The sequence below is a fragment of the Synechococcus sp. MU1651 genome (genome assembly GCF_023630635.1).
Lineage (GTDB): Bacteria > Cyanobacteriota > Cyanobacteriia > PCC-6307 > Cyanobiaceae > Parasynechococcus.
In genome coordinates this window covers 1-12,051 of record NZ_JAKUHJ010000009.1, presented here as the reverse complement: position 1 = coordinate 12,051, position 12,051 = coordinate 1, and the positions used below count along the sequence as shown (strand labels likewise).

Genomic DNA, 12,051 nt, shown 5'->3' with positions numbered 1-12,051 from the left:
AGCACCATCCACGTTCTTGGAGGCGAAATGTCAGCCTGTCGGGATGATCCCACTCGACCCACTGCTGCAACGGCTGGCCAGAGTTGCCGGCATGGAGAGCGGCTGCAAGCGCCTTGTTGTTGTGCAGGGCCAGCTGGGGGATTTCGACTCGATCGAATACGCCCAGGCGCTGGTGCCAAGGCTTCCCCAGTTGGCGGCGCTTGGGGTCAAGGTTCAGCTGTTCGGCATCGGCAACGCCGCCAGTGCCGAACGCTTCGCGGCCTTCACCGGGTTTCCCCTGCAGCAGCTGATCGCCGATCCATCACCCCAGCTGCATCAGGCCCTGGGGTTGGAGGCCGGCTTGAAGCTCCCAGGTGGGCCCTGGCCTGGTTTTCTGCTGATGTGCGCCGGCGTCGGCTCGCCGGGCACCCTGCGCGAGGTGTTGCGCGGTTACACCGGAGATCGCTCGGCGGCCCAGATCTTCGACGACGAAGAGTGGGTTGAAGCCTTTCCTCTGCCGCGCTTCCGGGGGGCTCTGTTCCGCCAGGCCGGTGGTGCCGGGTTCCAGCGACCGTTTGAGCTCGCCACCAAGCGTTTGCGCAACATGAATGAAGTGCTCCGCAACTGGCGCACCTACGTGCCCTGTGACGACTACATCACCCAGCGCGGCGCCACCGTGTTGCTCGACGCCGATGACAGCGTGATCTATTGCCACCGCGATCAAAGCCTGCTCGGCTACTCCGCCACCATGGAACGCCCCTTGGCGTTTCTCGATGAGGTTCTGGCCCAGGGCTGAGCTCAACTGGCTGTCTTCAATTGGCTGTCTTCAATTGGCGGTGGGCTCGCGATACACCGCAAGAGCCGCCACCAATCCGCCAATGAACCCTGCGCTGTGGCCGATCCAGCTGACGCCAGCGGGTGAGACACCGGGGATCAAGGCGATCAGGGCTGAGCCGTAAAGCCAGAACGCCACCAGGCCAAGAGCGATGGAGAGGATGCGGCGTTCCAGCCAGCCGATCAGCAGCAGGTATCCCAGCAGTCCGTACACCACGCCTGAGAGTCCATGGCTGCGGGCGGGCCAGAACAGGGCCACCGGAATGTTGATCAGCAGCACCGACAGCCAGACGCTCAGGTAATCGCGCATCCCCCGGCTGAGCACCAGCCAGCTCAGGGGCAGAAACGCCAGGCTGTTGGAGATCAGATGCCCGAAGCCGGCATGGCTGAATGGCGCTGTGATCACCCCCCACCACGGTTGATCCGGCCCCATCGGCAGGTTCCACTGCCCCGCAAACAGCAGTTGGTCGATCAGCTCCTGCCCCCAGGCCAAGGCCAGGATCAGCAGGGGAAGCAGCAGTCGAGTGCGCATCGTCTTGCGCCAATGACCACAATGATGACGCGGTTGCTGAGCGGATGATCAGAAGCGACGTCGACGTTCTGGTGATCGGCAGCGGCATCGGCGGACTCTGTGCCGCAGGTTTGTGTGCCAGAGCCGGCCGTGAGGTGCTGGTGCTGGAAGCCCACAACCAACCCGGTGGAGCCGCCCATGGCTTTCAACGCCAGGGGTATCAATTCGAATCCGGTCCATCCCTCTGGAGTGGCCTGGGGCGTTGGCCCAGCAGCAATCCCCTGACCCAGGTGTTGCGCGCGCTGGGCCAGACCGTGGAGGTGATTCCCTATCGCAGCTGGGATGTGCTGTTGCCGGAAGGGGATCTACGTATCGCCGTTGGGCACGACGACTTTGAGGCTGTGGTGCGCAGCCTGCGCGGCCCCGAGGTGGCCGCCGAATGGCGGCGTTTTGTTGAGGCGCTCCAGCCGATTGCCGCCGCTGCCGATGCTTTGCCCTTGTTGGCCCTGCGGCCTGGGGTGGATGGCATGGCGCAACTGCTGAAGCGTGGTGGACGTCTGTTGCCGCATCTTTCGGCGATGCGTCACCTCTCCGGTCCTTTTGGGCCCCTGGTGGATCGTCACCTCAGCGATCCTTTCCTGCGCCATTGGGTGGATCTGCTCTCCTTCCTGATCAGCGGCATGCCAATGGGAGACACCAACGCCGCAGCCATGGCCACGCTGTTCGGCGAGTGGTTTGAACCGGATGCCCATCTCGACTATCCCGTTGGCGGCAGTGCTGCGGTGGTTGAGGCCCTGGTTCGTGGCTTGAAAGCTCACGGCGGCAGCCTGCACATGGGCAAGGCGGTGCAGCAGCTGCGGGTGGAGGGGGATCGTGTGGTGGGTGTGACTCTGGCTGATGGAACGCAGATTGCGGCGCGGCAGGTGATCTGCAATGCCGACATCTGGTCCACCCTTGCTCTGCTGCCGGAGTCCGTGGCGCCGAAGTGGCAGCGTCAGCGCCAGGCCACGCCGGCCTGCAATGGCTTCCTGCATCTGCATCTGGGCTTCGATGCCACGGGGCTGGAGGATCTGCCGATCCACACCGTCTGGGTGGATGACTGGGAGCGTGGGATCGACGCCGAGCGCAATGCCGTGGTGTTGTCGATTCCGTCGGTGTTGGATTCCTCGATGGCGCCGGCCGGTCGCCATGTGCTGCATGCCTACACACCGGCCAGCGAACCCTGGGAGCTCTGGGCTGATCTGGAGCGCGATAGTGCGGCGTATCAGCAGAGAAAACAGGAGCGATGTGCTGTGTTCTGGCGGGTGCTGGAACGCCGTATTCCCGACATCCGCGACCGCTGTGAGCTGATCATGGAGGGAACGCCGCTGACCCACAGCCATTTCCTAAATGTTCATCAGGGCAGCTATGGCCCTGCCCTTTCAGCAGCGGAAGGTCTCTTCCCGGGCGTGACGACGCCCCTGGCCAATTTCTGGCTTTGTGGTGCCAGCACCTTCCCCGGGATCGGCATTCCACCCGTTGCGGCGAGTGGTGCAATGGCGGCCCATGCCGTCCTCGGCCGGGAGACGCAAAACAGTCTGCTGCGGGAGCTGGAGCTTTGAAGCAGCTGCGTCATAACCTCGTTCTGGAACGCCGACGCAGTTCATGACTTCCAACGCCCGGATCGATTCGCTGCAGCTGATGCTCACGGATCTGCGCATGCGCAACGAGCCGATCCGTCACAAAGCGGCGTTTCGTGGTTGCCAGCCGGAATTTCAGGCGTTGGTGAGTCGTTTGATCGAGCAACTGGAAGGCGAACTGCTGGATGAGAAGCAGCGCTCCCGTGAAGCTTCACGTCAGGCCTGATCTGCGGCCGACCGGTAGGCGGCGGGCACGAGCACCAGAAACAGCAGCCACCAGGCCAGTACGCCCAGGCTAAGGGGAAGGCTGATCCAGAGGCGGTGCAGCAGCGCCCAAGACCCGCCGACCATCAGCATTCCCGTGGAGATGATCGACCAGGGCTGGCACCACCAGGGTTTCAGCGACCAGAACGGTGGCTGTTCCGAAAGTGGCTGTTCCTGAGGATTCCGCTCCGGCGGCTCAGCGGAGGGCGTCGAGTTCACCGGCGGCTTGCATGGCGGCGAGATCGTCGTAGCCACCAATCACTGATCCGTCGATGAACACCTGGGGGAAGGTGGTCATCCCACTGCGCTTCTGCACGGCCTGGAAGGCTGCGTCGTCGTTGATGGTGGTGACGTTGTGGGGCAGATCCAGGGTTCTAAGGATGCGCAGGGCACGGCTGCACCAGGGGCATCCCGGCAGCACGGCGATCTCAATCCTTGGAGTTGCTGCTGCCGTCTGACGCGCGGGGCGGCCTTCGCGTTGCTCCAGCACGCCAATCAGCAGATCGACGCCCTTCTGCACGATCGTGCCGGGCTCCAGGTGGCCTCCCCACACCTGACAGGCCCCATCCGAGAGGCTCAGGTGCAGGTGCACGCCCTCGGGGGAAAAGGTTCCATTGAGGGTGATTACCTCAAGATCGCCCTCCAGCACGGTGGGCTCTGCCTGGCCGGGGCACTGGAACGACGCTTTGGTCAGGTTGCCGACCACGCCAAGAACAAAGCCGCTGATGCCGTCTCGCTGGGCCAGTTCTTCAAGGCTGAGGCGCAGATCACTGCCGGGAGCAAGCTTCAGCGGCAGGGGTTGCATGGCGCCTCAAAAAGTGTGTCCAAGATTACGCAATCTTGTCTAGCACGATATCGTTTATTTTGTGTGATTATATTTTCACGAAATCGTGTCTCTCCTTCAGGATCTGGTTCAGGAGTTGCAGCAGCGGATTGAAGGCCAGGCCGCGGCTCCCAGCACGGCTGCGGTGGCGGATGCGGCTGGTTCCGAGCGCATCAACGTCACCCTGCCCCGCGGGGTGATGGATGACCTCAAGCGTCACGCCCTCGCCGAAGGGCGCAGTTGCGGCAATCTGGCCGCCTATCTGTTGGAAGAGGCCCTGCGTCGTCATCGCCCATTGGGCTGAGTGGGCTGAGGCTTCAGGTTCAATCCAGCAGCCGGTTGGCAATGGCTGCAACCTTCCCCTGCCGTTGCAATTTGAGGATGGAGACGTCCATGGGCGTGCGCAGGTGGCTGTCCGGTTTGATCACAAAGCCGTAGGTCTCTTCCGACAGGATGAAGGGGGCGAGGCGCAGGGCGAGGTCGGGATTGTTTTTGAGGTGGTAGCGAATGGCTGGTCGATCGAAGATCAGGGCATCGGCCTGCTGATTAACCAACAGTTGAACGGCGCTCCTGAGGTTGGTGGCGCTAACGATCCGCATGTCGCCGCGTTGGGCCAGCTCCATGCCACTGGTGCCCTCCACAACAGCAACCCGACGTCCGTTCAGTTGTGCAGGAGCGCTGATGGCCGATTCGGTGGCACCGGAGAGGAACAGGGTGAATGCCGAGGCAAGGCTGGCGGTGAGGGACGACACCGCGATCAGGGAGATCACCATCCAGGCACCGGTGATGCCCCGGCCGGTTCGTGTGATCGGCGCCTTGTCGCCATAGCCCACCGTGGTCAAGGTCACCAGGGCGAACCACATGCCGCTGCTGATGCCCGGTAGCCAGTTCCGCGGAAACTGCTCACTGTTGCGGTTGCGTTCCGCCAGCCAGATCAGGCTGCCCACCACCAGCAGAACGCTGATCAGCACCAGCACCGAGGAGATCACCGCCCAGCCGAAGAACACCTGAACGCGGCTCAGGATCGAGGGCGGGCGCATCGGCAGCAACACACCGGATTTGCCCAGGTAGTAGGGCTGGGTGAAGTCGATGCCCGGCATGGCCAGGCGGCGTGAGGTGATGCTGATCGGGCCCACCAGCACGTCGATCTCACCGTCATCCACCGCCTCAATCCCGGCTTTGGGGGATGGCTGCTCCACCAGCTCGTAGCTGAGGTTGTTGTCTTCGGCGACGCGGCGCCAGATGTTGAGGCTGATGCCGCTGAGCTGATCGCCGTTCTTGATTACGAAGGGGGCCGATCCACTGATCCCCACCTTCAGTTGATTGGCCTGTAGGGGAAGTGCGTTGCCGAAGCAGGCCAGCGCGAGAACGACGGACCAGCGCCGGACCCCACGCATCAGCGCTGTTCCAGACGACGCACGATCACGGCCATTGCCGCCAGGGAACCTGCCAGCGCGATCAGCAGGGCAATGGTCATGGAAGGGTCAGGTCAACGATGGTGTGCTCAGGTTGGCATCCCTCGCCCCAAGCAGCCAGTCGGCCACTTCCATTCTCAGGGCGTAGGCACATTCGAAACGACCTTCCTCTTCCAGCAGGCTCAAGCGTTGTTCGAGCGTGCGCAGGGTTGAACTCGCGACCTGGTGGAGGCCATTGCTCCGCGCCACAATGAGTCTTCTGGAGGCCCCCAAAGCTTGCGGCACGACGTCAGCCATCCAATGCAGCCAGCGCTACAGATCTGCGATCTGCACCGTTCATGACCGCATTGGAGTGGTCCTGGGGCGACAGCTCACTCACGTTCCTGCCCCAGCGGGCCCTGTGGCGGGCTGAGGGGAGGGAACTGTTTGTTGCCGATCTGCATCTCGGCAAGGCCGAGGTGTTCCAGGCCCACGGCATCCCCATGCCCAGCGATGGGGATCAAGGCACCCTGAATCCGCTGCTGGAGCTCTGCCATGCCTGGTCACCGCAGCGCTTGTTCGTGCTGGGTGATCTCGTGCATGCCCGGATCGGCATCACCGCTCCCCTGCGCGAAACCCTGCTGGCGCTGCCCGATCTCTGTGGTTGTCCGGTGGTGCTGGTCGGTGGCAACCACGACCAGGACAGCTGGATTGAAGGTTTACCCCAACAGCCTTCTCAGCGTCTGGGCCATCTCTGGTTGAGCCACATGCCCGAACGGGTGCCGGAGCCGGGGCTGTTGAACGTGTGCGGTCACCTGCACCCCACCACCCGGATTCGCAGCCGTTCCGACCAGTTGCGTTTGCCCTGCTTCGCCTTTGATCCGGAGGGGCCGCGTCTGGTGATTCCTTCCTTCGGGCAGTTGACGGGAGGCCATGACTGCGGCGAGCGTTACCAGCAATGGCTGGTGGCCGAAGGCTCCATCGTTCCTTGGTTCGACCCAACCCCCAACAACCGAGAGCGAAGGGTCGCGTGACTCAGCCTGCTGCGCCGCGACCCAAGCCCCGACCCAAGCGCAGGATCCGTCTGCGCAAGCGCTGGCTCTTGCTGGCCATGCCGTTTGTGGTGTTCGGCGGCCTGATCGCCTTGGCGCCTGTGGCACCTGAGCGCTCCGAGCTGCAGGAGCAGGCTGTTCGTTCGGCCCAGCAGCGCGGCCGGGATGCCAAGCCGTTCAGTTACATCCCCGACGATGAGGTCTACGCGTTGGATCTCGATCCACGGCGGGTGCGCTTCGGGCTGCTGGAGGGTTGGGATCGCGAACAGGACGCCTACCAGGACAGCGCTGCCCTGGCCTACGTGTCCGGCCCGATGTACGAGCGCCATGTGGACGACGATGGCCGAGAGATCACGGTCCCCCTGGGGGATCTCAAATTCGGCAAGCAGGTTTGGCGCGGGCGTAACCGCTCGGCTTCACGCCAACGGGCCTTCGTCGGCATCCGCCACGACGGCAGCATTGATTTCGGCTACGGGGAGCTGACCGATGAGCGCAGCCGCACCTACGACACCTTCATCGGCGGCCTGCACAGCCTTTACAACGACATCGAGGCTCCGCCGGAGAGCTACAAGGGGGCCTACAGCATCAGCATGGGCCAGCGCATCCGCTACTACCTGCCGCGGATCCGCATGGTGATGGGCCTGCGTCAGGACGGCCACATGGAGGTGCTGATGAGCCGTGATGGCCTCACCCTCGAGCAGACCAAAGACCTCGCCCGTCGCCGGGGCTATCTGGCGGCCTATATGCCCGACCATGCCTCGAAGAGTCGTTTGATCATCCCTGGGGTGAAGGGCTTCACCGAAGAAGACGCCAACTGGATCAGCGGCGGTGCCACCAGCTTTGTGCATGTGCCCTACCTGCTGCGGTTGAGCCCCCGCCAGATCCCCCTGCAGGGCAATCTGATCGCGGCGCTGACGCCCAAGCTGGCGCTGGATGAAGGTTGCGATGGCCCGCTCGACTGTGTGTCGTCTTTCGGCAATCACCTCGCCGATCGCGCCCTGGCGGGCCTGAACCGGGTGATGGAACAGGGCGTGGAACCTCTGGCCCGGATGATCTGGGGGCCCTCCAACAACCTCACCAAGCCGGGTTTGCCCACGGATGCCGACGACCGCAGCGTCGATCTGGACCGTGCGCCCCTGAGGGAACCCCCGATTACGGCCGATCCTCTGGTGTTGCGCGAGCCGCCCGCTGTGATCCGAGGGCCGGAGCCAGCTGAACTCGGTTCCGATGACAGTTCAGATGCCAGCTCCGATGACAGCTGGACGGAGCCGCAGCCGTTTGTGCCGTTGCCCCCCGATCTGCCGCCGCCGATTGTGCTCGATGAGCCGATGCTCAACCCCGCCGAGGTTCTGCTGGATGAGCCAGCCCCATCGGTGATGCCGCCGCCAGCTTTGCCGCCCCTGCCGCCGGTGCCCGTGCCGCCTGTTCAGGATTGAGCTTGGACGCCGTTTGGTCCTGGTGGTCGATCCCCAGCACGCAACGTCGGGTGTTGGTGGCCCATCTCGCTCAGCCCCCGTCGCGCGCTGAGCAGCGGGCCTTGAGCGACAGCCTCACCTGCCGGTTGTTTGCCGATGCCGGTCAGAGAGTTGCTGCGGATGACTTCGGCCGCACGATCTACGGAAAGCCGCAGCTGCGCAATTCCCCGCTGCACCACAGCATTTCCAACACCGGATCCCTCAGCATCGGCGTGGTGGGGCCGGATCCGATTGGCATTGATGTGGAAGAGCTGGACCGGCCGTTGCGTGTGGCGTCTGACCTGCTGACGCGGCGCATGTTTGCCTCGGCCGCTGAAGCGACGGACTGCCTGGAGCATTGGACGTTGATTCAGGCCTGGACGGCGAAGGAGGCTGTGTTGAAGGCAGCGGGTTTAGGCCTTGGCGGCGGACTGGCGAACGTGACCATCGCTCCGGACGGGGCCGCGGCATGGCTGAATGGTTCGCGTTATTCGCTCCGCCTCTGGACCCAAGAGGGCTTCAGCGTTGCGGTCGCTGAGGGCATCCGTGGCTAGAGGAAGGGATGGAGCATCGAGCAACAGCGTGAGATCTCTTTTGCAGCGGCGTCTCTCCGAGGCCAACAACTTCCAGAAGGCGTTGATCACGTCTCTGCTCGCCTGGGTGGCCCTGGGGGTGTGGAGCTATCTGATCGTCGTGCCGATCCTTTCGGCTGTGGCGTTCCTCTGGCTCGGGGTGACGGGCTGGCTGGTGTGGCGGATCTGGCGCAAACCCGTGGGCTGATCCAGGGGATTTGCGGTTCAGCAACTTAGAATTCCGGCCGGTTTTGGTTCGCGTTCGGTGGAATTCACGGTGGTGATTTTGAGTGAGCAGGTTGGCTCCTACCCAAAAATCAACTGGACGGAATGGAAAGATCGCAACCGCAAGCAGATGAAGAGTCAGGGCGATGTGTGGTCGATGGCAACACTGTCTGGAGCCACAATTTGGGATTGTTTGGACAACAACAAGATTGACAGGCTTCACCTCGTTCAGTGGAAACCAGTTGACGACACGATGTATCAAGTGAGCTTGCCACGCCGCTGAGATTGAACTTGTAACTAGTGATTCTTTGATGTCAAATCAATAGCAAAAAAGCACCTGTTCGCTTCGAGCAGGTGCTTTTTGTTTGATGCTGAGGTTGAGTCTTTTCTCTTTAGAGCAGGAAGAGGAAGATCACCGTAAACATGGAACCCAGCAGGAAGATCGAGTCCTCCTTTCGGTTGATGTCAAAGGGCTCGTGGGGCTCTGGGATCATTGGAAGGGCTGTTGAAGCCGGCAAGCTAAAGGACTCGGCTGTTCGTCGGCGGTTTGATGCTGTTTCAATCGCGCGAATCCCTGAGCTGAGCTCCATTCCATCGCTTACTCGATAACACCTCATGGAGTTGATCCACTGCAAGCTGCTTTGCATCATCCCAATCATGGTCTGAGAGTCTGATCAGATATTCGTGCTGAATACCTGAGCCTCTTTGCCTTGATGTGATGATCGAAACGTCGTCGTAGGTGATGGGGAAGGGGTTGCCGGCTGGTGCTCCAAGGGCAGCCTCTGAAGCGAACAAAAGAAAATCGAAAATCACTGGATTGAAATATTCTTCGCTTGCATCCAGATCCCCACAAGCCAGCATTTGTTCTCTGGTTTGTGGTGTGTAGGTCACAAAGGAAAAGCAGCAGGGATCACCGGTGGCTTGCAGGTAGAGCCCTTTGAACCGACGCTTGCTCATCAATCAGCCTGCCGCCAGATGGGAGAGTTGGGATCCCAGACGGGTTTGGCGTAAGTTCCCTTCAGTTGTTGTTGAGGCTGATCGATGTCCAGCTGGACATGGCATTGCCTTGCAAACTCGATTGAGTTTTTGTGGTACTCCTTCCATGCAACCAAGGTTTTGCCATTCCAGATCGGCGGTAAACCTGTTTCTTTGAGCAGTTGATCAAAGGCGTCAAAGTGGGCCTGGAGTTGCTCGTCAGTGAGCACAGCTTCTGGCCTCGGCACCTTTAGAGCCTGTTTGAAGGGAGCGCTCTCCATGCATGCTTCAAAGCGCTTTGTTAGTTCCGCTTGATGGCTCCAGGCTTTTTGTTGCACCACTCCAAAGACAACGAGGCCAACCAGCAAGAGGCCGATTGCGATGATCGCGCTGAGATGACCAGCCGGCTCTCTGGTGTTGTCCATCGGCTCGCTCCACCTCGCAAAGCCTAAGAAGACATTTCTTCTCCGCGGCCTACCACCGACGGGTTCACCCGAGCAGACTGGAACTCCTTGTGCTGGCTGCGGATGCGAGTGCTGCTTACGGCTCTCCTCTCACTCGCTGCTTGTGCGCTGGTGTTGGCGACTGGGGTGAAGAGCACCGAGCGTTTCACGATCCATATCGGTACGCGGCTGCCGCCAGCAGAGCTGGGTTGCGTCCAGTCAGGACACGTTCAAACGGATGAGGGGCGCCCGCTCAGCGTTTTCAAATGTCCGGTTTGAGGCTGGTCAGGTAAGGGTGATTGTGCCAATGGCCCATTGCCTACTAAGCAATTCGAGGCCAATCAGGGGGCTGCTTAGGGGCATCACGTCAAGCAAGGTGCGCCGGATCCTGAACGCCACAGCGGAGGTCGCCTGATGCGGAGTGCTGCAAGCGACAACGAAGGCTGAGCCTTCAACCCAAGATGTGCCGAATGGCTACCTCTCCATGGCATCCAAGTTCTTCCACGTTCACCACGAGTTCCGCGCAGGCAAAGCTCAGCAGTGGTGGGAGACGGCCCAAGCAGCCATGGCTCCAGGTGGTGGCTGGGATGAGGCGGTAGCCAAAAACCTAGAAGCTGGGTTCTACAACCATTCGTTCTGTCCCGTTGGCCCTGAAGGCCCTGCCTTCTGCATCTGGGAAGTCCGTGAAGGAATCACAGCGGAGGAGTTTCAGGAATTTATCGATGGCCCCAATGGCGTCAATTTCGGATTGGGGGCATGGATGAACATCTGCCGGGAGATCAATGTTGAGATGGCAGGAAACCCCCCGTATCCGAGAAAGTTCTGAATCACCGCACGGGCGGACGGCACCGGCCCCAGCCGGTCTTCACTCAACGGGGGAAATCCAGCAACTGGAGGAGTCAGCAATTGGTGCCAGATCACACTTCAATTGCGGGCAAAACAAGGCCAGCGTTAGGTCAGTTCTCTGAACTGATCAAATGGATCCCAAAAGCAAGAGCTGCCAAGACCTGAACAACCAATTGGCTATCTACCAAGCATTCCGCAACACTCATGGAGTCGCTGCGGTCCTACGACAGATGGCGAATGAACACTGCCCGATTCAGAAGGTGGTTATTCGCTAATCACCGCACGGGCGGGCGGCATCGGACCCAGCCTGTTTTTTCTCTTGGCAACAAAAAGCCGAGGTTGGTATCGATTCACGCTGAATCAACTGGTCTCACTGGCGTAATTGAAGTGCGTCCCGTTCTGGAGGGCTCCGGGCGGGACGCGGACCCATGTCAGCGGCAACTGCTGGGTCCGTCTGTCTTAGCGAAATCGATTGCTTTTCAGAGCACAGGCTGGTGACAGCGCCTCAGGCCCGTCTTCTACATCGTCTGCCAAGCCTCAATGGCGTTGTGCCGCAGGCTCTGTAGACGAAGTGGATTGGGCCTACATGATGCGAAAGCTGGGAGATGAAGGCGAGCTGTTCCTGCTATTTGAGAGAGGTCGTGGAGAGCTTTAAACAGCCTCAGCATCAATGCTGTCTACGGGGATATTGGCCATTGCTGTTTTTGCAGGGTCGTTCACCTCGCTTCAACTTCATCCACATGGCCTTCTCAAGTGCGGTGAGCTTGGGTGAGGCTTCATTCAGCACTTCCAGCGCGCGAGCCTTTGCATCACGGATATACCTGGTTGTCCTATCGAGTTCGTCGAATGCCAAAACCAGTAGCCAGGGGTAGCACAAAGCTAAAAACCCTTGAAGTTCAAAATTGCATCAAGTGGCACATATTGATCAAAACTGGCGGAAGCCTGATGAGATGTGTTATCAAAAATTTTATGGATACCGAATTACTCAAACAATCCTGGGCCAAATTGACCAAACGCGGTTACACGCTGAGTCGCCCTGCACCTGAAGTGGTGAACATCA

At 60.8% G+C, this 12,051-nt stretch carries 18 protein-coding genes; 11 read left to right on the top strand and 7 right to left on the bottom strand.

Features of this window, described 5'->3' with window-relative positions:
* The first annotated feature begins 43 nt into the window (after positions 1-43).
* Positions 44-775, top strand: coding sequence for a peroxiredoxin-like family protein (locus tag NCN05_RS08210; RefSeq protein WP_250397709.1), 732 nt, complete (start codon positions 44-46; stop codon positions 773-775).
* 30 nt (positions 776-805) lie between these two features.
* On the opposite strand, the gene NCN05_RS08205 is transcribed toward NCN05_RS08210, so the two are convergent.
* A complete protein-coding gene (locus NCN05_RS08205) occupies positions 806-1,345 on the bottom strand; it encodes a rhomboid family intramembrane serine protease (protein WP_250397708.1) in 540 nt (179 codons plus the stop codon).
* A 44-nt stretch (positions 1,346-1,389) separates the two neighbouring features.
* Between NCN05_RS08205 and NCN05_RS08200 the strand changes: the two genes are divergently transcribed.
* Positions 1,390-2,925 carry a phytoene desaturase family protein gene (locus tag NCN05_RS08200; RefSeq protein WP_250397707.1) on the top strand — a complete coding sequence of 512 codons (1,536 nt, stop codon included), beginning with the start codon at positions 1,390-1,392 and terminating at the stop codon, positions 2,923-2,925.
* 43 nt (positions 2,926-2,968) lie between these two features.
* Entirely contained in the window at positions 2,969-3,169 is a 201-nt protein-coding gene (locus NCN05_RS08195; RefSeq protein ID WP_114988545.1) for a hypothetical protein, read from the top strand.
* Here the strand turns inward: NCN05_RS08195 and NCN05_RS08190 are convergent.
* Positions 3,160-3,426 carry a DUF6737 family protein gene (locus NCN05_RS08190; RefSeq protein WP_250397706.1) on the bottom strand — a complete coding sequence of 89 codons (267 nt, stop codon included), beginning with the start codon at positions 3,424-3,426 and terminating at the stop codon, positions 3,160-3,162. The genes NCN05_RS08195 and NCN05_RS08190 overlap by 10 nt on opposite strands.
* Positions 3,404-4,012 carry a PCC domain-containing protein gene (locus NCN05_RS08185; protein WP_250397705.1) on the bottom strand — a complete coding sequence of 203 codons (609 nt, stop codon included), beginning with the start codon at positions 4,010-4,012 and terminating at the stop codon, positions 3,404-3,406. Before NCN05_RS08185 ends, NCN05_RS08190 begins: the two co-directional genes overlap by 23 nt.
* Before the next feature lie 85 nt (positions 4,013-4,097).
* Here NCN05_RS08185 and NCN05_RS08180 point away from each other — a divergent pair, with 85 nt between their 5' ends.
* Positions 4,098-4,334, top strand: a complete 237-nt coding sequence (locus tag NCN05_RS08180; RefSeq protein ID WP_115009451.1) for a ribbon-helix-helix domain-containing protein — start codon at positions 4,098-4,100, stop codon at positions 4,332-4,334.
* A gap of 19 nt (positions 4,335-4,353) precedes the next feature.
* Here the strand turns inward: NCN05_RS08180 and NCN05_RS08175 are convergent, their stop codons facing one another.
* Both NCN05_RS08175 and NCN05_RS08170 read right to left on the bottom strand, forming a co-directional pair.
* Entirely contained in the window at positions 4,354-5,427 is a 1,074-nt protein-coding gene (locus NCN05_RS08175; RefSeq protein ID WP_250397704.1) for a transporter substrate-binding domain-containing protein, read from the bottom strand.
* A gap of 87 nt (positions 5,428-5,514) precedes the next feature.
* The gene (locus NCN05_RS08170; RefSeq protein ID WP_250397703.1) at positions 5,515-5,742 is read right to left on the bottom strand and encodes a hypothetical protein; all 228 of its coding nucleotides are present in this window, start codon (positions 5,740-5,742) and stop codon (positions 5,515-5,517) included.
* Positions 5,743-5,783: 41 nt separating this feature from the next.
* On the opposite strand from NCN05_RS08170, the gene pdeM reads away from it, so the two are divergent.
* The 5 genes from pdeM to NCN05_RS08145 all read left to right on the top strand — a co-directional run bounded on the left by pdeM (position 5,784) and on the right by NCN05_RS08145 (position 9,010).
* Positions 5,784-6,458, top strand: coding sequence for a ligase-associated DNA damage response endonuclease PdeM (pdeM, locus tag NCN05_RS08165; protein WP_250397702.1), 675 nt, complete (start codon positions 5,784-5,786; stop codon positions 6,456-6,458).
* 77 nt (positions 6,459-6,535) lie between these two features.
* Positions 6,536-7,912, top strand: coding sequence for a hypothetical protein (locus NCN05_RS08160; RefSeq protein ID WP_502988810.1), 1,377 nt, complete (start codon positions 6,536-6,538; stop codon positions 7,910-7,912).
* Positions 7,913-7,914: 2 nt separating this feature from the next.
* Positions 7,915-8,484 carry a 4'-phosphopantetheinyl transferase family protein gene (locus tag NCN05_RS08155; protein WP_250397700.1) on the top strand — a complete coding sequence of 190 codons (570 nt, stop codon included), beginning with the start codon at positions 7,915-7,917 and terminating at the stop codon, positions 8,482-8,484.
* 28 nt (positions 8,485-8,512) lie between these two features.
* Positions 8,513-8,710, top strand: coding sequence for a hypothetical protein (locus NCN05_RS08150; RefSeq protein WP_250397699.1), 198 nt, complete (start codon positions 8,513-8,515; stop codon positions 8,708-8,710).
* 57 nt (positions 8,711-8,767) lie between these two features.
* Positions 8,768-9,010 carry a hypothetical protein gene (locus NCN05_RS08145; RefSeq protein ID WP_041435736.1) on the top strand — a complete coding sequence of 81 codons (243 nt, stop codon included), beginning with the start codon at positions 8,768-8,770 and terminating at the stop codon, positions 9,008-9,010.
* Positions 9,011-9,285: 275 nt separating this feature from the next.
* Here NCN05_RS08145 and NCN05_RS08140 read toward each other — a convergent pair whose 3' ends face one another.
* The gene (locus NCN05_RS08140) at positions 9,286-9,684 is read right to left on the bottom strand and encodes a hypothetical protein (protein ID WP_250397698.1); all 399 of its coding nucleotides are present in this window, start codon (positions 9,682-9,684) and stop codon (positions 9,286-9,288) included.
* The gene (locus NCN05_RS08135; RefSeq protein ID WP_250397697.1) at positions 9,684-10,127 is read right to left on the bottom strand and encodes a hypothetical protein; all 444 of its coding nucleotides are present in this window, start codon (positions 10,125-10,127) and stop codon (positions 9,684-9,686) included. Before NCN05_RS08135 ends, NCN05_RS08140 begins: the two co-directional genes overlap by 1 nt.
* Positions 10,128-10,629: 502 nt before the next feature.
* Between NCN05_RS08135 and NCN05_RS08130 the strand changes: the two genes are divergently transcribed.
* Both NCN05_RS08130 and NCN05_RS08125 read left to right on the top strand, forming a co-directional pair.
* Entirely contained in the window at positions 10,630-10,971 is a 342-nt protein-coding gene (locus NCN05_RS08130) for a hypothetical protein (protein ID WP_115132252.1), read from the top strand.
* Positions 10,972-11,816: 845 nt separating this feature from the next.
* Positions 11,817-12,051: hypothetical protein (locus NCN05_RS08125; protein ID WP_250397696.1), on the top strand; the 235-nt coding region annotated here is incomplete at its 3' end.

Coding starts and splice junctions, on each gene's coding strand:
- NCN05_RS08210 (WP_250397709.1), top strand. CDS start 44: ATGATCCCACTCGACCCACTGCTGCAACGGCTGGCCAGAGTTGCCGGC.
- NCN05_RS08205 (WP_250397708.1), bottom strand. CDS start 1,345: ATGCGCACTCGACTGCTGCTTCCCCTGCTGATCCTGGCCTTGGCCTGG.
- NCN05_RS08200 (WP_250397707.1), top strand. CDS start 1,390: ATGATCAGAAGCGACGTCGACGTTCTGGTGATCGGCAGCGGCATCGGC.
- NCN05_RS08195 (WP_114988545.1), top strand. CDS start 2,969: ATGACTTCCAACGCCCGGATCGATTCGCTGCAGCTGATGCTCACGGAT.
- NCN05_RS08185 (WP_250397705.1), bottom strand. CDS start 4,012: ATGCAACCCCTGCCGCTGAAGCTTGCTCCCGGCAGTGATCTGCGCCTC.
- NCN05_RS08175 (WP_250397704.1), bottom strand. CDS start 5,427: ATGCGTGGGGTCCGGCGCTGGTCCGTCGTTCTCGCGCTGGCCTGCTTC.
- NCN05_RS08170 (WP_250397703.1), bottom strand. CDS start 5,742: ATGGCTGACGTCGTGCCGCAAGCTTTGGGGGCCTCCAGAAGACTCATT.
- pdeM (WP_250397702.1), top strand. CDS start 5,784: ATGACCGCATTGGAGTGGTCCTGGGGCGACAGCTCACTCACGTTCCTG.
- NCN05_RS08160 (WP_502988810.1), top strand. CDS start 6,536: ATGCCGTTTGTGGTGTTCGGCGGCCTGATCGCCTTGGCGCCTGTGGCA.
- NCN05_RS08140 (WP_250397698.1), bottom strand. CDS start 9,684: ATGAGCAAGCGTCGGTTCAAAGGGCTCTACCTGCAAGCCACCGGTGAT.
- NCN05_RS08135 (WP_250397697.1), bottom strand. CDS start 10,127: ATGGACAACACCAGAGAGCCGGCTGGTCATCTCAGCGCGATCATCGCA.
- NCN05_RS08130 (WP_115132252.1), top strand. CDS start 10,630: ATGGCATCCAAGTTCTTCCACGTTCACCACGAGTTCCGCGCAGGCAAA.